We start from the raw sequence: 20,639 nt of genomic DNA, 5'->3' as shown, positions 1-20,639 counted from the left end.
CTTCGTTCTCCCTTATGCCAAACGCAGTGCTTCTAAGCGGCGTAGGTCAAAATCATTCAGTTCGTCGGTGTAATCTTCGGTTAGGCAGGGAAGCCAAAACAAGGATCGGCCTCCGAATGGAGAGATTCAACAAATGCAAAGGTTTCTGTAATGGAAAAATACTGGTACGAACTACCGATAGAATTACCAGCCAATGGCTGTACGATCGTTTATACGAAGAATGGGGTGGTTACTGCTGCTGAGATTAAGCGCCCCGATCAGTACATAGCGACGATAAAAGACTTTATCGAGATAGCTCAATCTGTCGGTTTTACCACGGATTCTAGCGACAAAGACATCAAGTAGAGCACCGAAAAGAATAGCGCTATACTAAGTTCGCCAGCTTGAACAACTGGCAACCCCGAATCAGCACTGCTGTGTCATCAAACCGAGAGGTGGAGATGGCACAGTTAATACAGTTAGTAAAATCCGCATATACAGTCCTGACCCATCATTTTGAGGCCAGCGATTCTTTGCATTCAAAATTCCCTGTTGGTGGTGTGCTATGAATATCGCCGCCGATGGTGTCAAGCTACACAAGGGAAATTTCAAAGCGATAGGGGACAAAATTGCGCCGCTACTTTCGAGTGGGCAGGTGTATCGTCTCATCATTAAACCTTGGCGCGAAAAGCGCAGCATTCCACAGAACTCGCTTAGTCACATGTGGTACGCAGAGATCAGCGAATATCTGATCCGCTCTGGCCGTACTGATGCGACGCGGGAATGGGTTAAGCGTAACCTCAAAAAAACCTACCTCGGATCTGCCGAAATTGAATACGTAGATTTTGTTACCGGCGAGAAAACAACGAGCTGGGAGCCGCGGCATACGTCCGAACTTGATACTGGCGAAATGCATTATTTCTTGTGCCAAGTCGAGGCTTGGTGTGCTCAGTTTGGATTAGCGTTAACTATCCCGGAAAACAGCGAGTTTATGCAGTTGCGTCGGCAACAGGACGGCCAGCAATGAAAAGTATTTATCGTAGTAAAAAATGGCTGGCCGCTGTTGGACAAATTGAGCAGTGCGTTTTGTGTGGTAACTGGGGTATTCAGGTGGCGCACCGGAACGAATCAAAAGGCATGGATATGAAAACTGATGATTGCGCCACCGCAGCGCTTTGCGTCGAGTGTCATCATGAGATCGATAATGGAAAAACCTTGAGCCGTGATGAACGCCGCCAACTGATGGATCGCGCTATTGTCCTGACCGTAATTCAGATTGCCCGCCGTGGGCTGGTGGTACCGCTATGATGAACGAACAGCAACTTGAATATGTCCGCATCAATCTACGCGCTGCACTGTTGGATTCGTCGGGCGGAACGAAAGGGCAGTTAGAGGCATTTGCTGAGCATCCCCCGGCAGATAAAGAACGAAACCCACGCAAACCGGTTCACATGGTAGAGCTGGATGATGGACGAGGTGGTACCCGCTCGGTTAAGGCTACAAATTCGGCGCTGTACGTGCTGGAGACTCGCAGCCGACGTCGCCCGTTGCCTCCTATAGATGAATACGATTTTTCTACGTGCGGATGGCGCCGTGCCGTTCTGAAATTGGATGAGTACCAACAGGCTTGGATTAAGTATTGCTACGGATGTGATCTAGACTTCAAATTACAGAGATTGATTTGTCAGCATATTTGGGAAAACTTCCAAGTACATCGTGAAGGAAAGGCATTACAAAAGAAGGTAAAAGAACGGCTTATTACCCTTGTGTGGTTGTCCGCGCAAGATGTTGCAGCTAAGAATAAAAACAATGCCTATACGGAGTCTACGCTGATATACCTTATGGGGAGTGTGGCAAAGTCCACATGGTCTGAGATATATGCTTCGCGTTGGCAGGGGTTGAAATCATTGGCAGCAGAGTTGGATCATCTGTCATTAATGGCTGTTTTGAGACATCGGGAACAGATGATTGATGTAGATATTGCAAAACCGAACGAAATAGGCCATATTTAGCTTACTTTTGCTATCTTGCCAAAGTTATAAATAACCCGCAAAGTGCGGGTTTTGTCGTTTCTGAGACTCAAGAAAAGGCTCCCTAATCGGAGCCTGTTGTCATGGTGTGAGCTGTTCCGGTGTGCAGCCATATATCTCTGCCAACTTCTCGCGAGTGCTCTTTTGTGGGCGTTTTGATGATTCCCACTGTGAAACTGTTGATTGCGTTGTGCCGAGTTTTTCCGCTACATCGTACTGAGACAAGTTGCAGTGAATGCGCCAGGCTGCAAGCAGACTGACGTCTTGGTCGAGCATAATAGAGACGATGGCGTGTGGCACAGTCACATCATCGTGCTCACCGGTCTCGTAGGGAACAGGCTCCCAGCCGTCATCGTCGCTATCTAGCAAGCGCTCATATTCAGCAATTGGCAAAACCACGAACTGTGGCTTGCCTGCTTCATCATTTATGTATTGAAGTTTTGACATATATTCATCCGGGTTGCTAAGAGTCGCGGTTAATGTCATGAGGAAACTGGCGGGTTACCCCGCCTAATATGTTGTCGACGTTCTGCGCTTAACTTCCTGCACCGTGCAGATTACCGGCTCACCATTTTCGATCTGGAAGATAACCCTGTAGTCCCCAACTCGCATCCTGTATTGGTTATCTGTGGCTTTCAGCTTTTTGATGTCCAATTCAACTGATGGGAAGGTGATTAGTCTATCAACCTTTTCCTTAATGGCTTTCCGGTATCTTGTGTCTATCGAAAGCACCTGTTTGAGAGCTTTCTTTGTCCACTGAACCGTGACCATGTTTCCTCGCTTTTTAAAGAACATATCCGCTTAGGATGATTAGATAATAAGTTTTTTATTAGATAATATCAAGTGGTAAATCTAATTATCTAATCAATTGTCGGCCTGACTATGTTGTCGGGCTTTTTTACATTTAACGCCCGGCGTTTGCTGAGCGACACAGCAAGCAAAGGAGCAAGCAAATGACCGAGCCGGTGGGTATGTGTTACAACTTCGGAGATCGCATCGTGCTAACCGACGATATCCCCGGGAATAAAACCATATCGTGTCTAGTGGATTCGATGGAAACTACCGGTTCTGTAACAACATTCACAGTCACAGAACCGCTAGATTGGTCGTTTGATAACCCGCGGGCGTTTATTCGATATCAAGATGGTTCCGCTTCCGGGTTAATGATCGCCACTAAAGTGGGGGGCTATCAGCTTTCTGTTCCGTATTTACCCGCGTTTGACGATATCAGCATGAATAACCACACAATAGAGCCGCCTCGGCTTATATTCTGTGATTCTTCACGTATTGGTTACGATGCCATTATTTCAGATATTGCCCCGCAATCTGACGGCACATGCCAAGTATCTGCGAAAGAGTATAGAGCCAGTTTTTACGCATATGACAACGCAGCCTATCCCGGCAATGTTTCCTGAGTTTACTAATCACCAAACGCATAACCCGCTTCGGCGGGTTTTTCGTTTATGAGGCCCATATGACGACTTACAACACTGGCAATCCGCTGGGGTCTGCTGCTTCAAAAGATTTATATGATAATGCTGAAAATTTCGACCATTTCTCGCTGGATCGAGCTAATAAACAGTGGCTGGATCGCCTTGGGATTTCTCGTTTAACGCTATACGGAATGGAAGAGCAATTTAAAGCGGCTGTCGCCGGCATCGGTTTTATAACGATGGATTCATTCCAAGATGGTGCCACACTCACTCTTCCAAATCAGGCTCTTCGCTGGAAAATGCCAGATGGCGACGGTGATTATTACAGATGGGACGGCGATTTTGATAAAGTTGTCCCATCTGGTTCTACGCCTTCATCAACGGGTGGAATCGGGATTGGTGCTTGGGTTAGTGTTGGCGATGCTGCGCTAAGAGCTATGCTCGCTGAAAGTAATGGTGCGTTGCTCGTTGGCGGTGCGATACTAGAATGCTCCACTGTTGCTCAGGCTCAATCAATTGCGGGATTAACTGAGGGTCGAAAAGTCAGGACTTACTACTACAACGTGCCCGTTGTGACAGACTGGGTGTTCACCGCCACTCAACCGGAATCACCAACGTTTTATATTAGTGCGGTTGGCGGGTATTTTATTTGATTGACACCTAATTTTTCGTCTGCAGGAATAACAGGCGGTAAATATGATCCACAAAAGGCATGGGATAATCGAAACAAAATTCAGGCACTAACGAGAGATACCCGTTTCAGCGAATTTAGTTATGGCGCTGCGGGTGAGTTCTATGTTCTGGGTTCAATTCACCCCTTAAGGAGTAACATAAAGATCACTCATGAAAAGGGAACTTTTATTGTTGGGAGGTATGATGATCCTTCTGTTTCTGTAGGTAATAATGCAGGTCATATGTGGGGTTTTGTTAATTACGTTGATCCTGATAATGGTGACTTCAATGTTGTTGGATCCTTGTCAAATATTATGTATCAGTTAGATGGAGATATTGCGACCGAGCATAACTTAGTACATTCACAAAAGAATAATAATAATTGCATAGGGTATTACCGTGTAAATAACTGTCAGGTGATTGGGAGTGGGAAAATAAGTGGTTCAGATCATAGGGGTATAGCGTTTGATGGGTTATGCATCAACTGTAAGGTTGATATTTCCGATGTGTTACCAACATATGATGAAGCGGTAGTTATGAAAGGTGACATTAATAATTTCAATAAAAATCACGTTAAAGTTGGAAGAGTTATTGGCGGAGAGTATGCTGGACCAAACTCTAATGCGGTCATTAATTTATCTGAATGTTCTTGCGATGTTTATATAGATTCGTTTATTTATAATGGAGTGGTTAAGCCGCAACTGGTTGGGGCGTTTAACTGCAGGGAAGTTAATGTTTATGCGGGTGAAATAAATGGAATTTCTCAAGCTCTTAGGTGTTATGAAACAGAATTTGGATATGTTAGGGGAGGGCAATTTTGGAATGCTGACGGCATCATTAATAGAGCAGGTAACAAAAATGGAAGAGCAAGAGAATATGGAGTACTTGACGTAAAAGTTAGGGATGCGAATACGATTAGCGCTTATTTTTCCGAATCTAATCCGGATGGGTTTGATAAATTAATTATCAAAAATTGTGATTTTTCTAAGTCAGGGGCATCTTTTTTGTATTACAAGGGAAGGGTTACTGCTGGTTTGCCATCGCAAATTGATATGTATAATAACATGTCACCGATTACTTTTTCTGTTGTTGATCTTAATGTTAAATCAGAAATAAAAAATGGATTGGTTTCTTTTGGAACGACGTCATTCTCGTATGATTATACATACCCTGATTGGAACTACACAAAAATAGCTGTAGTGATTGGTGTAAGTTCTTCGTCATCAAATTATGCATTTGATTTTGATTTGAGGTTTTTGATGAATACTAGCGAGCCCGTTAACTTTAATGCTGGTGGAGTCGTGGTCTCAGTGATAAGAACTGGAACGGTTTTTAATTTCAGTGTCGTGAGTGGCGGCGCTTTCAGATTTGCATCTGCGTATAACTAAATAGTGACTAATTAATTAGCCACTATTTAGTTTTTAAGATTAAGTGTGCTGTATGAACACTTTTTTATTCATAGTCTATTTTAGAGGGTTAACATGTTCTTTTAGGTACATATCTGCTACCCATTTCATCCCATTTATACTGAGATGTCCGGTGTCATGATACATTGGATACCCCATTGCAAACGGGGTATAGGCACCATCTTTTTTTATAAGATAGTATGGATCTACTAAGTAAACATTATGGTATGCGGATGTGGCTTCTGCTATCTTAGCGCGAGATTCATCAAGTTTAGGTGCAAGTTTAAATTCTGTTTTAATATCACAGGTGCCTCTTTCAAAGCAAGACGCTGGATTTATCAACCACTCAGGCATTTGATCCAAAATTATTACGCGTTTTGCATGGGATGAATAAAAAGATAGCATTTTTTTAAAGTCTTCTCTTTTAAAAGACATGTGCCTATCGTCGCGAGCCCATCTATTAGCAATAATAATGGTATCATATTTTTTATCTATAATTTCAGTGTCAATTATTCTACGGAAATTTTTACAAACCTCTGGGTTTTCTCCTGATTCTTTTACTTCCCTTGTCGGATAGCACGAAGACGTACTGAGTTGCCTTACTTTCACCCCGGCTAGTTTGGCCATTTCATCAACAAATGGTCCATAATGACCCGCGTTAGAATCTCCGATATATAATACAACTTTATCAGATGATTTATCACCAATAAAACAATTTGACATCGATTGATTATATGGAATTCCGCTTTTTCCCTCGGCGCTAATATGGCACCAGCCCTCGTCCATGCCAGCATACCTAACATCTATTTCCTTAGGTCTAATGGTGCTATCAGTAACTCTTTCTTCAAATCCATTTGTTATATATGATGCTACATTTATCACAATAGCTATCGCGACAAATGATACATTAATTAAAATAAATGACTTTGCAAAGCCAAGTTGTGATTTTCTTATGGGATTCTCTATTAGATTTAAACTTAAGAACGACAATGATATTGTCATAAAAAATATAAATATTTTCACATAAATGGAGTCAATAATACCCATGTACGTAGAAAATGCAATGAATGGCCAGTGCCAAAGGTATATAGAAAAAGAAATCAATCCAAACCAGACGATAGGTTTTAGGCTGTAAAGTTTTGATGCAATGTTTGTTTTGAAGCCAGAGCCACCAGCTATAATCAGAAATGCGCCTATTGATGGAATTGCGGAGTTATAACCTGGAAAAATAAATGATGAGTCAATATTAATTGCCGACCATATGATAAGAACTGTACCAGTAGCAACGGCGAAAAACGAATTGAATTCCCGCATCCACTTATAGTCTCGATGCAAAAGTGCTAGTGCTGCGCCAAGTAATAGCCCACCGGAACGCGTGAATATCATATAGTAAGCAAAACCCGCATAGTTTATTGCCATATATTGTGACACAGCGAAAGCCAACAATGATAACAGAAGAGTGAATATTCCTGCCCCTTTGCTTTTCATAATCTTAAGAATTATAACAAGGACCACTGGCCAAATGAAGTAAAATTGCTCTTCTACAGCAAGAGACCACATGTGTAGTAACGGCATTTCGTCTGATGCTGCTGCGAAGTACGCCCCACTAACTTTCCAGAAATATATGTTGGCTGAATAAATAGAAGTGAAAAAATAGCCTTTAATTAGCGCTGCATAATCATTTGGCAGAAGTATAAAATACCCTGCAACTATTGTTGCTGTTGCGACAATGAATACGTTTGGGACTATACGTTTTATTCGTCTATTAAAAAAATCAAGAAATGAAAATTTATCGTTATCAATAGATCTAATCACAATTCCAGTGATTAGAAATCCTGAAATTACGAAGAAGACATCAACACCAATAAAACCCCCGCTTATATAAGTAATTTTAAGATGATAGGCAAATACGAGAAGAACTGCTAGAGCTCTCAGACCATCAATGTCCGAACGGTATCTTAAGTTCATATTTATATTCAGTATTTTAAAATGATTAGTGATTTTATCACTTACAAAGTAATTGATCAGCACTTACATCACACTCTAAACGAGGCGAAGATAATTTAGGAAATTGACTATATCTTCACACCCCAGCTCCGATCTCACGCATCTTGCCGATCACTTTCTGCAACTCATCATCTGACAGCGCTAGTTGTGCAGCCATGAAAAATAGAATGTGTGGGCTGATCGCACGAGGGGTTTCACGACCTGTATATTTGCGCCATTGACTGTTACCGGCGACGCCTGCTAGCTCTGCCATTTGAGTGCCGGTATAACCAAGCTGCTCTTTGAGCTTCAGCAGGTCGTCAACGTGCGGGGCTTCATAGTTTTCTATTAGTCGCATTTTTTACCCATCAAAAAGCCCCTTTCGGGGCTCCTTGTTATATGAATTTTATGATAATTGTTGTTACCGTGGCTACCACGCCAATCAAGCCTGTTGCAACCGCGACGGGATACCACATCGTTTCCCTATTAATCTTTGCTGTCTCAGCCATTAGCTTGGCAATTTCAACGTGAATTTTTTCTAACTCAGCAGTGGTCATTTCATTTGCACTCATCGCCCTTTCCTTTCGGGTTGGGCCGCAGACTATCTGCTACCTCAGTGACAGTAATAATAGAACCAATGGAGCTATTTGTCAACATCTGTTTTTAGGTCACTATCTTTGGTAAGTGATTGTTTATCTGTAGGGGAAATGTCGTGTTTAGTTGTTGTTTGGTGTGTTTTTCATGAGTAAGTTTCAGTGTATCTAATTGATATTTATTATTTATTTGTATTTTATCGGTGCTATAACAATCGTAGCTCAAACTACGTAGAGGGAATAATGATGTAAAGCTTAAAAATTCAACAGGCTGGATCGTGTAGCTCTCGGAGAGGGGATTAGCTGTGCGTTTTCTCACAGATTGAACGATTCAGAATGGCAGATAGATAATTAGGATAAATGGACATTTAATCAGAATTAAATGCTAATAAAATGACGTTTGCGCGTTTTTATTCGCTAGCTAAAGAGGTCGTTAACTTTACTTGTTAGCGTAGTGAATCCTTCTTTTCGTCTTCAGCTATCGTTGGTTTTTTCTTCGTTATTGGGCTAAATGTGACGTTATATACCTATTTATAGGTGTAATTTGCAAAGCTAGCTAAGATGTACGATAAATTAAATGTGATTAATGTCACGTTTATAGATCAAGTTGTTGGACGGTTTTTTCCTCTGAGTTAATTTCCTGTTAGCAGAATATTGTGCTTAATTGTGCCTTGGATTGGAGTCGACAATGCGAGTGGTCATTTTAGGTAGTGGAGTAGTGGGTGTTGCCAGTGCTTGGTATTTGGCAAAGGCGGGGCATGAGGTGACGGTTATCGACCGTCAGCCAGGCCCGGCGATGGAAACCAGTGCCGCCAATGCTGGGCAAATCTCTCCGGGATATGCCGCGCCTTGGGCTGCACCGGGCGTGCCGTTGAAAGCGATCAAATGGATGTTCCAGCGCCACGCACCGCTGGCAATTCGCCTAGATGGCAGCAGCTTCCAGTTACGCTGGATGTGGGAGATGCTAAGAAACTGCAACACGGCCCATTACATGACCAATAAAGGGCGCATGGTGCGTTTGGCTGAATACAGCCGTGACTGCATCAAGGCGCTGCGTCAGGAAACGGGTATTCAATATGAAGGTCGCCAAGGTGGCACGCTGCAATTGTTCCGTACTCAACAGCAGTTCGAAAACGCCGCTAAAGACATCGCGGTGCTGGAAGATGCCGGTGTGCCTTATAAGCTGTTAGAAGCCAGCCAATTAGCGACGGCAGAACCGGCATTGGCTCAAGTCGCACACAAGTTAACCGGTGGTTTACAGTTACCGAATGATGAAACCGGGGATTGCCAACTGTTCACCCAACAATTGGCAAAAATGGCGGAGCAGGCTGGCGTCACCTTCCTGTATAACCGCAACGTTGAGCGCTTGCTGGTAGAAGGGGATAAAATCGCGGGCGTACAGTGCGACGGGGAAATGATCACTGCGGACAGTTACGTGGTCGCATTCGGCTCTTATTCCACGGCACTGCTGCGGGGTTTGGTGTCGATCCCGGTTTATCCACTTAAAGGCTATTCGCTGACTATTCCCATTACCGATGAAGCCTCTGCACCGTTTTCAACCGTCTTGGATGAAACCTATAAAATTGCCATTACCCGCTTTGATCAACGTATCCGCGTCGGTGGTATGGCTGAGATCGTCGGTTTTAATACTGAGTTGGAGCAGAAGCGTCGCGAAACGCTGGAGATGGTGGTGCGCGATCTGTACCCCAATGGTGGCCGTGTGGAAGATGCCACTTTCTGGACCGGTTTACGCCCAATGACGCCGGACGGCACGCCTATCGTCGGTCGTACTTCGCTGAAAAACCTGTACCTGAATACCGGCCACGGTACGTTGGGGTGGACGATGGCCTGTGGCTCAGGGCAATTACTGTCTGACTTGATTTCTGGCACCACACCGGCGATCCCATCTGACGATCTGGCGGTAGCGCGCTATAGCGCTAACTTTCGCCAGCGGCAAATTGTCCCACTGAACGATATACACCCAGCTCGTTAATGATGATGCCACGGTTAACTCCGTGGCGATTGATTTTGCTCCGAAGGAGAGCCCATGCCCCGCCCGATAGTTGCCACGTTGCACCTTTCCGCATTCGAAAATAATTTGCAGGTGATTCGCCGTTACGCACCTAACGCCAAAGTGTGGTCGGTGATGAAAGCCAATGCTTACGGGCATGGCATCAAAAATATCTGGCGCAGTTTGGCTAAAACCGACGGTTTCGGCGTATTGGATTTTGCGGAAGCCATCTTGCTGCGTGACTCCGGTTGGCAGGGACCCATATTGATGTTGGAAGGCTTCTTCCAAGCGGAAGATATTGCTTTGCTGGATCGGTATCGCCTGACGACGTCAGTACACAGCGATTGGCAATTAGCAGCGATTGCTGATGCGAAACTTTCGGCACCATTGAATGTGTATTTGAAAGTGAACAGCGGAATGAACCGTTTAGGTTTTGCCCCTGAGCGTTTCCATGATGTGTGGTTGCGGGCACAAGAAATTCGTAATATTGGCTCGCTGACCTTAATGAGCCATTTTGCTACCGCAGACGAACCAACGGGCGTGGCGCAACAGATGGCGACGATCGAAAAGGCTGCAGTTGCTATCACCGCGCCGCGTTGCTTAGCAAATTCAGCCGCGACGCTGTGGCACCCTGAAACGCAGGGGAGTTGGGTTCGTCCTGGTATCGTTTTGTACGGTGCATCACCGAGTGGTCAATGGAAAGACATTGCCGATAGCGGGTTGCAAGCGACCATGACGTTACGCAGCGAAATTATTGGTGTTCAACAACTGAAAAGCGGTGACCGTGTGGGCTATGGCGCACGCTATACCGCGAATGCTTCACAACGTATCGGTATCGTCGCCTGTGGTTATGCTGATGGTTATCCGCGTCATGCGCCGACAGGAACCCCTGTTTGGGTCGACGGCGTGGTGACTCGCGTTGTTGGGACGGTTTCGATGGATATGTTGGCGGTAGATTTAACACTTTGCCCACAGGCGGATATTGGAACTGAAGTTGAACTGTGGGGACAACGTTTGCCAGTGGATGATGTTGCCGCTGCAGCGGCAACCGTCGGATACGAGTTGCTGACGGCGCTGGCTCCGCGGGTGCCCGTTATTGTAAGCCAATAGCCATCAGCCAATAACGGCTAACCTACTTTAGTTATCTGACCTTTAATTTGTTTACTGCGCTGCCGTGCATGTAGCGCCAGTAAACAACCTACCGCCATCACCAATGCCAATGACAGTTTCGGCTGTAACGGTAGTGCCATCGCCAATAACCCCAACGCTGCACCTCCTGCCATTTGAACGAATCCGACCAATGCAGAAGCCACGCCAGCTTCGTTCGAATACGGTTCTAATGCATAGCTGGTGGCGGGGCCCATCACAAATGCCAATCCGGAACAGGCGCTGGCGACGGGCAACATATACACCAGCCAGTGGGTTTGTGTGGTTGCAGATAGCGATAGAATACCGAACAGCAAACCTAGGCAGCCTAACCCCATCAACACGCCTCCGGTGGCCAAGCAAACCGGGCGACCCACCTTATGAATGATGCGGTTGGCAATAAAGCTCACTAACATGATCCAAAAGCCGTTGGCACCGAATACCAATGAGAACTGCAACGGTGTCAAACCGGCGGTTCCCATTAACACGTTCGGAGCCAGTGAAACATAGGTCAGCGCCATGCCCATCGCACCTGAGTTAACCAAGGCAAAGGAAATAAAACGGCGGTCACTGAGAATGCGGGCGTATTGTCGTAATGGCAATCCTTTGACCGGCACGGTATCGGCAGGGCGGGTCTCTGGCAAAAAGCGGGCGATCAACAGCAACACCAGCAAGGCATAAAGCACCAGGAACCAGAACGGTGCGCGCCAGCCGAAAGCTTCCGCCAATAATCCACCCAATAAAGGCGCTAATGCAGGAATGATGTTCAACGTACCGTTTAGGAAGCCAAAGGCGCGGGCGGCATCATCGCCATTTAAACGATCGCGCACACCGCTGAATGCAACGACAGCGGTACAACAGACCGCGCAGCCTTGCAACAGGCGTGAGGCGACAAACATTGTTGGTGTTGTCGCCAACGCTGCCATTGCAGCCCCAACCATATAGATAACAATGCCCGCTAATGCGATGGGTTTACGCCCATAGTTATCAACCAATGGCCCAGCAATAATCTGTCCCACTCCTAGCACTAAAATGAACAGCGAGATGGTGGATTGAATCAATGCTTCGCTGCTGTCTAGACCCACGGCGATAGCCGGTATGGTAGGAAGGTAGAGATCGATTCCCAGAGGTCCTAACAAAATCAGGCTGAGAAGAAGAAAGAGAAATCGTTGCATAACAGAATCGGCACATCCGAGTGACAAAGAGAACTAGAGTAGAGATTCTGTTAACAAATAGAAAGGAATAAAGACAGGTTATTGTTAGTTTGATGTTGTTTTGGACACTGCATAAGGTGACAAAATATGTGGCAATTGGAAATTAACATTTCTTTAATAAAATAAATTGTCTTTTTGTTGTTACGTTACATTGCTGGGTGAAATGATTAAGTAATACAAATATGACAAATCGGAAGGTGCTGACATCAAACATAAATTTCATCTATTTAATGAGTGATGGATTTTAAGGTTTATGTCATTAATGTAAAAAATTAATAACGGTCTCTTGGGGTGGTGAAAAAATAATCAATTTTTATTTGCCATGCTAGAGTGCTTTTTATACCATCCGGGCTCTATTAAACGGGCCCACTCAGATTAATTGTCACCTATCTGTTGGGGAGATATATCAATACAAGGATTCCATGCAAATGTGACGATTGCAGTGATTGGAATGTAATACGATGAGAAGTAAAAATTTTTTAACCCATTACGGTTTTATATTTATATTTTCCCTCTTGGTCAGCTATCAAGCGGATGCTTCACTGAGCACCCGTGAAAACGGACGAGACCCGTTTAATCAGTCTTCAAGCACCCTAATCAAAAATGATGCCACTGTGCGTGCTGCCGTGCTTGAACATTATCGCCATTGGGAAGGTGTTCGCTATTTGTGGGGCGGTAATAGCAGAAAAGGCATTGATTGTTCTGCGTTTGTACAAAGAGCTTTTAGTAGTCAATTTGGTGTTAATTTGCCACGTACGACACAAGGGCAGAAAAATTTAGGTGAACAAGTTTCTCGCCAAAATATTGTTCCCGGAGATCTGATTTTCTTCTCTGGCCCAAAGAATCGCCGCCATGTAGGTATTGCGATAGGTAACGATAGTTTTGTCCATGCATCAACTAGCCAAGGCGTGACTATTTCCAGTTTGAAAAATCCTTATTGGAATCGTTATTATCGTTTTACTCGCCGAGTCATCACCAATGATTCCAACGGTGTTTTGGCAAAGCGTAATCATTCAGAAATTCAAACGGCTTTACGATAATAGAGTGCCGAAATGGTATCTGCGACATAACGCGCCTGGTGTTTGGCATCATCTAACGCCCGGTGCGGAGTTCCTTCAAATGGGCGCTCTTTCTTGGGGTTGAAGCCGTGTATCTCTGCTAGTGTGATGACGGTTCGCACATCTTGAGTATCCCAAAACTTCCATGGGCAAGGCATTTCCAACTGTTGGAAAGCATGTTCCAGGATTGAACAATCAAACTCTTTGCCATTACCCCATACTTTGACCGTATCGGTCGCGTTCATGTGGATAAACCGAGTCAAATTGGTTAGCACACGTTTGAGCGTTTCAGTGCCGCTAAACGCCAATTTACGCGCTTCATCCGATTGTTTTGCCCACCAAGCCACGGTATCTAGACTGATAGTCCTCCCCGGTTGTTCCTTTTGACTGTTAACTGATGTTTCGAATTCGGCACCTAATTCACCGGTTTTAGGATCGAAAAAGACGGCAGCCACCACCAGAATGACGGCACTCGATTTTATATCCAAGGTTTCAATATCTAACATCAAATGATGCATGGGCGATCCTGCTTGCTGAATTATCTTTCATGTTACACCAAACGAGGCTGGGGTGAGTAGCCACAGTGACGAGACGTCTTGAAAACTCTGGTTATACTTGGCACAGGCGGAAAGTGGCTAATCACGTTATGATAGTAAAAGAACAGGTATCAGGTAGGAACGGCAGTTGAGAGAAATTATCTTCATTTTATGTATGTTCGCGTATTTGCTGGGGTTCGGTTACCTAGGCATTTTTGTGAGTGACAAAATTTGTGAGAAATCCAACAATTACAGCAAGCTGTGCCGACTGGTGGATGTTTCTGCACCTTATATTCCGAGCCCTAAGTCACCCGCTGGCTACTTATCCGGAAAGTAATGATAGGTAGACAACAGCCATCATCCCCAAGATTAAATACGATCCTGACAATCCCGCTGAAAATAGGTTGATATAATTCACTTTATTTATAACAATGATAATAATTATCATTGTTATTATCGTTTATAGTATTGTTCAATCTAGAGTACCGAAAGACCTCTGGGATAATGTCGCGGAACGTCGTCGACACGGTTTTTTACGGTACAACTTCAATGGGTTCATTAAGGGTCATGAGTATGTCCGTGCTTTTTCCTCTCAAACGTTGCCACTTGTTATGTTCTTTGGCGTTACTTTCCCCATCATTTTCTTTTGCAGAAGAGACGTTAGTCGTCACCGCTCAGCCTGCAGATAATGCGGAAAGCAAGACGCAGGGGTACACTGCTACCACTAGCATAGGAGCGACTAAAACCGATCAACCGCTCATTCTCACGGCGCAGTCGGTTTCAGTGGTGACGCGCCAACAAATGGACGATCAAAATGCTCAGACGGTCAATGAGGCGCTGAACTATACCCCTGGCGTATTTACCAACTTTGCCGGTGGTGCCACGCGCTATGACACCGTTTCATTGCGAGGTTTCCACGGTGGGGACGTCAATAATACCTTCCTCGATGGGCTGCGTTTGCTGAGTGACGGCGGTAGTTATAACGCCTTGCAAGTTGATCCTTGGTTCCTGGAACGTATTGATGTGATCAAAGGACCCGCAGCCGTGATGTATGGGCAAAGCATTCCCGGCGGGTTGGTAGCCATGACTTCTAAACGTCCACAGTTTGCGACAGAAGGGCATGTTCGCGGCATGGCGGGTAACAATAATACGTTAGGCGGGGCGTTTGATTTGACTGGCGCGTTGACCGACCAATGGGCCTATCGACTCACTGGCATGACTCGTACTAGCGATACCATGTACGATCATCAACGTGAAGAACGTTACGCGATTTCACCGTCGCTGTTGTGGCAACCTGATGAAAATACCTCGTTATTATTGAGAGCCTATTTGCAAAAAGATCCGTCTGGAGGTTATCACAGCTCAGTACCGGCAGATGGCAGCCTGTATGCGAGCCAGGGCGATAAACTCAGTCGTGGATTTTTCGATGGTGAAAGTAGCCGCAATGAATTCAAGCGTTGGGAGCAGATTTATAGTTATGACTTCTCTCACAGCTTTAATGATGTCTGGTCATTTAATCAAAAAGCGAGTTACACCCATTCCAATGTCGAACTGGAACAGGTCTATCAAATTGGTTGGGACGAAACCCACACCAATCTTAACCGTTGGTATAGTGGCTCCAATACCTCGCTGAACGCCTATGCCATTGATAACCAATTAGTGGCCGATTTTATTACCGGGCCGTTAGCGCACAAAGTGATGTTGGGTGTGGATTATCAAAACTTCCGCAACTCTCTGTGGGAAGAGAGTGCGGCAGCAACGCCATTAAATCCGTATACCGGAATTTCAGGTGGGCCAGAACTGACCGGCTTGGTGCATACCGACTCTATTCGTCGTTATGAGCAAACCGGGATCTATTTACAAGATGAGATTAACATTGACCGTTGGTACTTCAATCTTGCCGGGCGTTTTGACCGTTTAGAGAGCAAGAATACCGTTCTGAATAACAATACGACCGACGAGCGCACGGACGATCACGTCAGCAGCCGTGCTTCTGTATTGTATCATTTCGATAGTGGTTTTTCGCCGTATGCCAGTTACAGCACGGCGATAACGCCAGCCGTATTGGCCGACCAGAGTGGTCATTTGTTGAAACCCACGACCAGTGAACAATATGAGATCGGCCTGAAATATCAACCACCAGGCAGCAGCTCGCTGTATAGCGTTTCATTATACGATCTGACGCAAAAAGACGTTGCTAACCGCTTGGTCCAAGAGAGTTATTACGTTCCCGCAGGGAAAGTGAACTCTCAGGGCATCGAATTGGAAGCACGCACTAAAGTTACCGAGCGGTTGAATATCATTGCTGGTTACAGTTATAACAAGGTGAAATTCAAAGATGCAGTGGATGGCAACGACGGCAACACGCCATATTTAGTGCCAGATCAAATCGCCTCGTTATGGGGACAATACGACGCAGGTTATGGACTGAATTTAGGCGCGGGTATCCGTTATATCGGTAAACAATGGGCCGATAACGAGAACACGTTACGTATTCCATCGGTGACGTTATTGGATGCCTCGGTGCGCATGAATCTGGCGAGCGTCAATAGTGCGTTGAAGGGCGCTTATGTTCAGTTAAACGTGAATAACCTGACCGATAGGGAATATGTGGCTGCCTGTTATGGAACCGGTTATTGCTATTGGGGGGCGGAGCGTTCAGTGATTGCTAGCGTAGGGTATGATTTTTAATCGGTGACACTGGCCCCGTCATGAATCGGCGGGGCGATTGCCAGTGTTTAGAACAGAGAAAACAGCAGAACGACCGGGAAGCTCAACGGCCAAGTCAGACCAATAAGCAGGGCGGTGAAACAACGGATGACGATGGTTTCGCGGCTCACCAGAAAAGTAATAATGGCTGAAATAACTAAACCCACTAAATAAACGTATTGCGTTAAAACCCACAGCGACAACATGAAACTATTCCAATGTTTTTTGTAAGCTGGAATTTTAGGGGTTTCATTCAGTACAAGCAATGACTGGCAGTATAAATAGCTTTATACCCGTCATACTTGAAGCTGCATCTTTGTTGGCTGCTCTTACTCACCCGAATCACTTACTGGAGTAAGCTCATCGGGACTCGCTCGGTTGCCGCCGCGATGCAACTCCAATTATTTTGGGTATCTATGTGGTTATTCTTGAGATAAAAAAACGGCCAGATTATCTGGCCGCTTGAGTTAGATTCTACACGTTCTGCTTGTGGAACAACTCTCTGAATACCGGATAGATATCATCAGGTTCGCGAATATGTTGCATCGCGAAGTTGTCAAACCGCGCCTGTAAATCTTCATATTCACGCCACAGCGTTTGATGGGCGCGGCGGGTGATTTCGATATAGCTATAGTAACGAACCATCGGCAAAATCTTTTTCGATAACAGTTCGTGACATAGCGGTGAGTCATCGGCCCAGTTGTCGCCGTCTGAAGCCTGTGCCGCGTAAATATTCCACTGCGCGGGATTGTAACGTTCTTCAACGACATCATTCATCAGCTTCAACGCGCTGGAAACGATGGTCCCGCCGGTTTCCTGCGAGTAGAAGAACTCTTGCTCATCCACTTCTTTCGCCTGCGTGTGGTGGCGAATATAGACCACATCCACGTTCTTATAAGTCCTGCTCAGGAACAGATAGAGCAGGATATAAAAGCGTTTCGCCATGTCTTTGGTGGCTTGATCCATCGAACCGGAAACGTCCATCAGGCAGAACATAACGGCCTGGCTGGAAGGCTCTGGACGACGCTCGTAGTTTTTGTAGCGTAAATCGAAGGTATCGATAAACGGGACACTCTCGATTTTCTTACGCAACTCGGCGATTTCTTTGCGTAACCGCTCCTCTTCCAGCAGTTGTACCGGTTCGGTATTTTCTAACGTACTCAGTTCACCTTCCAACGAACGCAGATCACGGCGTTTGCTAGCCGTCATCGCCGTGCGACGTGCCAACGAATTTTGCAGCGAACGTACCACACTGATATTGGCTGGAACACCGTTGGCGGTGTAACCCGCACGATGAGTTTTGTATTCGGTGAGCTGTTTATACTGATTTTTCTTCAGATTAGGCAGCGCGAGATCTTCGAACAACAGGTCGAGATATTCGTCTTTGGAAATCTGGAATACGAACTCGTCCTGACCTTCGCCATCTTGACTGGCGTTGCCCTGACCGCTGCCGCCACCGCCATTATTTTGCGGACGCTCAACGCGATCGTTCTGAACAAAGTGATCGTTACCCGGATGAACACGATGACGTGTGCCACCGCGCCCTTGATGAAACATGGGCTCGTTAATATCATCAGTCGGGATCGAAACCGATTCCCCACTGTCTACATCGGTGACCGAACGCTTGTTGATGGCTTCGGCAATCGACTGTTTGATTTGCGACTTATAGCGTCGCAAGAAGCGCTGGCGGTTAACCGTGCTCTTGTTTTTGCCATTAAGTCGTCGGTCAATGAAATACGCCATGCTACCCCCAACGTTGCCAACACGCTCCCGTGATTTTCAGGCTGCCACATCAATGCCGCAGCCTGAAATCTTTTGGGTACCACTCTTATCAAGCGTTATGACGATTTTCTTACCCGCAGATACCATTCACACAACAGGCGAACCTGCTTGCGGGTATAACCTTTCTCCATCATACGATCGACGAAGTCGTCATGTTTTTTCTGCTCGTCCGTTGAGGTTTTAGCATTAAAGGAAATAACGGGCAGTAGCTCTTCGGTATTCGAGAACATTTTCTTCTCGATAACGGTACGCAGCTTCTCATAGCTGGTCCAGTTTGGGTTGTGACCATTGTGGTTGGCGCGGGCACGCAGTACGAAATTGACGATTTCATTGCGGAAATCTTTCGGATTGCTGATGCCTGCTGGTTTCTCAATTTTTTCCAGTTCGGCGTTCAGAGATTCACGGTCGAACAACTGACCGGTATCCGGGTCACGGTACTCTTGATCTTGGATCCAGAAGTCCGCGTAGGTCACGTAGCGGTCAAAAATGTTCTGACCGTATTCTGAGTAAGATTCCAAATAAGCCGTCTGGATCTCTTTACCGATAAATTCGGCGTATTTCGGGATCAGATAGCCTTTCAGGTGCTCCAGATATTTCTCTGCCTGATCTTGCGGGAATTGTTCACGTTCGATCTGCTGCTCCAGTACGTAGAACAGATGTACTGGGTTGGCCGCCACTTCGGCGTGATCAAAGTTGAACACCCGAGATAGGATTTTGAAGGCAAAACGGGTAGAAAGACCGTTCATCCCTTCGTCAACCCCGGCATAGTCGCGGTACTCTTGATACGACTTGGCTTTGGGATCGGTGTCTTTCAGGCTTTCACCGTCATAGACGCGCATTTTTGAGTAAATGCTGGAGTTTTCCGGTTCTTTCAAGCGTGACAGCACGCTGAAACGCGCCAGAGTTTCCAATGTGCCTGGAGCGCACGGTGCGTGCGTCAGCTCACTGTGATCCAGCAATTTGTCGTAGATTTTCATTTCTTCCGACACGCGCAAGCAATATGGTACCTTGACGATATAAACGCGGTCGAGGAAGGCTTCGTTGTTTTTGTTATTACGGAAAGTCACCCATTCCGATTCATTAGAGTGCGCCAAAATAATGCCGCTAAACGGCAGGGCAGAGATGCCCTCGGTACCGTTGTAGTTACCTTCCTGCGTGGCGGTCAGCAACGGGTGCAGCACTTTAATTGGTGCTTTAAACATCTCGACGAACTCCATGATACCTTGGTTAGCACGGCACAATGAGCCGGAATAACCATAGGCATCAGGATCGTTTTGGGCGTGGTTTTCCAATTTTCGGATATCCACTTTACCCACCAGAGCCGAAATATCCTGGTTGTTTTCATCACCGGGTTCGGTTTTGGCGATGGCAATTTGCTCCAGAATCGATGGGTGTACTTTTACTACTTTGAATTTACTGATATCACCACCGAATTCATGCAGGCGCTTTGCTGCCCACGGCGACATGATGGTGCCGAGATAGCGTTTCGGGATGCCGTACTCTTTTTCCAGAATATTGGCATCTTCCTGTGGGTTAAACAGGCATAGCGGATGATCGTTGACCGGGCTGCGCTCACCGTTGGCGCTTAACGCATAGATTGGCACCAACTGCATTAACGCTTTCAGACGTTCAGCCAGTGATGATTTACCACCGCCCACTGGGCCCAATAGATAAAGGATCTGTTTCTTCTCTTCCAGACCTTGAGCGGCGTGTTTCAGGTAAGAAACTATCTGTTCGATAGCCTCTTCCATGCCGTAGAACTCCTCAAAGGCTGGATAACGTGCAATCACGCGATTGGAGAACAGGCGGGACATTCGTGACTCAAGTGCGGTGTCGACCATTACGGGATCACCGATGGCCATCAGCAGGCGTTCTGCCGCGTTGACATAGGCACTGCGGTCTTGCCGGCAGATGGTAAGAAACTCCTGCAATGTGAACTCTTCGTCCTTGGCAGCTTCATAGCGCTGGCGATAGTGGTCAAATATGTTCATGGCGATGCCCGTCCTTTCGTTAATAGCACAGGTTAAAGAGAGCTAATGATAATTTAATGGCTCCCGGAAGAAGTGATTATCTGGATACAGCAA

General features: G+C 45.8%; 20 protein-coding genes and 2 pseudogenes. 11 read left to right on the top strand and 11 right to left on the bottom strand.

Annotated elements, in window-relative coordinates; all coding sequences use genetic code 11:
• Positions 1-12: 12 nt before the first annotated feature.
• Positions 13-96 (bottom strand): annotated as a pseudogene (locus AC3ISQ_RS12070) (hypothetical protein); the annotation flags it as partial.
• Between the two features lie 54 nt (positions 97-150).
• Between AC3ISQ_RS12070 and AC3ISQ_RS12065 the strand changes: the two are divergent.
• From AC3ISQ_RS12065 to AC3ISQ_RS12050, 4 genes are all read left to right on the top strand, one after another.
• The gene (locus tag AC3ISQ_RS12065) at positions 151-345 is read left to right on the top strand and encodes a hypothetical protein (RefSeq protein ID WP_489346767.1); all 195 of its coding nucleotides are present in this window, start codon (positions 151-153) and stop codon (positions 343-345) included.
• A gap of 199 nt (positions 346-544) precedes the next feature.
• On the top strand, positions 545-1,006 hold the full coding sequence (locus AC3ISQ_RS12060) for a YbcN family protein (RefSeq protein ID WP_489346765.1): 462 nt from the start codon (positions 545-547) through the stop codon (positions 1,004-1,006).
• Positions 1,003-1,287: a hypothetical protein gene (locus AC3ISQ_RS12055; protein ID WP_489346763.1), complete on the top strand. Its 285-nt coding sequence runs from the start codon at positions 1,003-1,005 to the stop codon at positions 1,285-1,287. The genes AC3ISQ_RS12060 and AC3ISQ_RS12055 overlap by 4 nt, the downstream gene beginning before the upstream one ends.
• Positions 1,284-1,991, top strand: a complete 708-nt coding sequence (locus tag AC3ISQ_RS12050; RefSeq protein ID WP_489346762.1) for a bacteriophage antitermination protein Q — start codon at positions 1,284-1,286, stop codon at positions 1,989-1,991. Before AC3ISQ_RS12055 ends, AC3ISQ_RS12050 begins: the two co-directional genes overlap by 4 nt.
• Positions 1,992-2,090: 99 nt before the next feature.
• On the opposite strand, the gene AC3ISQ_RS12045 is transcribed toward AC3ISQ_RS12050, so the two are convergent.
• Together AC3ISQ_RS12045 and AC3ISQ_RS12040 are read right to left on the bottom strand one after the other, a co-directional pair.
• The gene (locus AC3ISQ_RS12045; protein ID WP_489346760.1) at positions 2,091-2,456 is read right to left on the bottom strand and encodes a helix-turn-helix domain-containing protein; all 366 of its coding nucleotides are present in this window, start codon (positions 2,454-2,456) and stop codon (positions 2,091-2,093) included.
• Between the two features lie 63 nt (positions 2,457-2,519).
• Positions 2,520-2,780, bottom strand: coding sequence for a type II toxin-antitoxin system RelE family toxin (locus AC3ISQ_RS12040; RefSeq protein ID WP_489346758.1), 261 nt, complete (start codon positions 2,778-2,780; stop codon positions 2,520-2,522).
• A 185-nt stretch (positions 2,781-2,965) separates the two neighbouring features.
• Here AC3ISQ_RS12040 and AC3ISQ_RS12035 point away from each other — a divergent pair.
• From AC3ISQ_RS12035 to AC3ISQ_RS12025, 3 genes and pseudogenes are all read left to right on the top strand, one after another.
• A pseudogene (locus AC3ISQ_RS12035) lies at positions 2,966-3,424 on the top strand (host specificity factor TipJ family phage tail protein); the annotation flags it as partial.
• A gap of 59 nt (positions 3,425-3,483) precedes the next feature.
• Positions 3,484-4,095 (top strand): tail fiber/spike domain-containing protein, encoded by a 612-nt coding sequence (locus tag AC3ISQ_RS12030; RefSeq protein WP_489346756.1) that lies wholly within the window; start codon positions 3,484-3,486, stop codon positions 4,093-4,095.
• Entirely contained in the window at positions 4,096-5,502 is a 1,407-nt protein-coding gene (locus AC3ISQ_RS12025; protein ID WP_489346754.1) for a hypothetical protein, read from the top strand.
• Positions 5,503-5,577: 75 nt separating this feature from the next.
• On the opposite strand, the gene AC3ISQ_RS12020 is transcribed toward AC3ISQ_RS12025, so the two are convergent.
• From AC3ISQ_RS12020 to AC3ISQ_RS12010, 3 genes are read right to left on the bottom strand one after another with little or no spacing between them, the layout of a single operon-like run.
• Positions 5,578-7,551, bottom strand: coding sequence for an acyltransferase family protein (locus AC3ISQ_RS12020; protein ID WP_489346752.1), 1,974 nt, complete (start codon positions 7,549-7,551; stop codon positions 5,578-5,580).
• Between the two features lie 52 nt (positions 7,552-7,603).
• The gene (locus AC3ISQ_RS12015; RefSeq protein WP_489346750.1) at positions 7,604-7,864 is read right to left on the bottom strand and encodes an XRE family transcriptional regulator; all 261 of its coding nucleotides are present in this window, start codon (positions 7,862-7,864) and stop codon (positions 7,604-7,606) included.
• 37 nt (positions 7,865-7,901) lie between these two features.
• A complete protein-coding gene (locus AC3ISQ_RS12010; protein WP_489346748.1) occupies positions 7,902-8,078 on the bottom strand; it encodes a hypothetical protein in 177 nt (58 codons plus the stop codon).
• Between the two features lie 709 nt (positions 8,079-8,787).
• Between AC3ISQ_RS12010 and AC3ISQ_RS12005 the strand changes: the two genes are divergently transcribed.
• Together AC3ISQ_RS12005 and dadX are read left to right on the top strand one after the other, a co-directional pair.
• Positions 8,788-10,092 carry a D-amino acid dehydrogenase gene (locus AC3ISQ_RS12005; protein ID WP_489346746.1) on the top strand — a complete coding sequence of 435 codons (1,305 nt, stop codon included), beginning with the start codon at positions 8,788-8,790 and terminating at the stop codon, positions 10,090-10,092.
• 54 nt (positions 10,093-10,146) lie between these two features.
• Positions 10,147-11,220, top strand: a complete 1,074-nt coding sequence (dadX, locus tag AC3ISQ_RS12000; protein WP_489346745.1) for a catabolic alanine racemase DadX — start codon at positions 10,147-10,149, stop codon at positions 11,218-11,220.
• A 17-nt stretch (positions 11,221-11,237) separates the two neighbouring features.
• On the opposite strand, the gene AC3ISQ_RS11995 is transcribed toward dadX, so the two are convergent.
• A complete protein-coding gene (locus AC3ISQ_RS11995; protein ID WP_489346743.1) occupies positions 11,238-12,431 on the bottom strand; it encodes a multidrug effflux MFS transporter in 1,194 nt (397 codons plus the stop codon).
• Positions 12,432-12,931: 500 nt separating this feature from the next.
• On the opposite strand from AC3ISQ_RS11995, the gene AC3ISQ_RS11990 reads away from it, so the two are divergent.
• A complete protein-coding gene (locus AC3ISQ_RS11990; RefSeq protein ID WP_489346741.1) occupies positions 12,932-13,510 on the top strand; it encodes an NlpC/P60 family protein in 579 nt (192 codons plus the stop codon).
• Here AC3ISQ_RS11990 and AC3ISQ_RS11985 read toward each other — a convergent pair.
• Positions 13,492-14,046 carry a 3'-5' exonuclease gene (locus tag AC3ISQ_RS11985; RefSeq protein WP_489346739.1) on the bottom strand — a complete coding sequence of 185 codons (555 nt, stop codon included), beginning with the start codon at positions 14,044-14,046 and terminating at the stop codon, positions 13,492-13,494. The genes AC3ISQ_RS11990 and AC3ISQ_RS11985 overlap by 19 nt on opposite strands.
• A gap of 591 nt (positions 14,047-14,637) precedes the next feature.
• Between AC3ISQ_RS11985 and AC3ISQ_RS11980 the strand changes: the two genes are divergently transcribed.
• Positions 14,638-16,755, top strand: a complete 2,118-nt coding sequence (locus AC3ISQ_RS11980; RefSeq protein WP_489346737.1) for a TonB-dependent siderophore receptor — start codon at positions 14,638-14,640, stop codon at positions 16,753-16,755.
• Between the two features lie 47 nt (positions 16,756-16,802).
• On the opposite strand, the gene AC3ISQ_RS11975 is transcribed toward AC3ISQ_RS11980, so the two are convergent.
• The 3 genes from AC3ISQ_RS11975 to yeaG form a co-directional block, all read right to left on the bottom strand.
• The gene (locus AC3ISQ_RS11975) at positions 16,803-16,979 is read right to left on the bottom strand and encodes a GhoT/OrtT family toxin (RefSeq protein WP_489346735.1); all 177 of its coding nucleotides are present in this window, start codon (positions 16,977-16,979) and stop codon (positions 16,803-16,805) included.
• A gap of 268 nt (positions 16,980-17,247) precedes the next feature.
• Positions 17,248-18,516: a YeaH/YhbH family protein gene (locus AC3ISQ_RS11970; RefSeq protein ID WP_489346733.1), complete on the bottom strand. Its 1,269-nt coding sequence runs from the start codon at positions 18,514-18,516 to the stop codon at positions 17,248-17,250.
• A gap of 95 nt (positions 18,517-18,611) precedes the next feature.
• The gene (gene yeaG, locus AC3ISQ_RS11965; RefSeq protein WP_489346731.1) at positions 18,612-20,546 is read right to left on the bottom strand and encodes a protein kinase YeaG; all 1,935 of its coding nucleotides are present in this window, start codon (positions 20,544-20,546) and stop codon (positions 18,612-18,614) included.
• Between the last annotated feature and the right edge of the window lie 93 nt (positions 20,547-20,639).

Source organism: Serratia sp. KH_031 (assembly GCF_057839655.1).
This window is presented reverse-complemented; position numbering and strand designations above follow the sequence as displayed.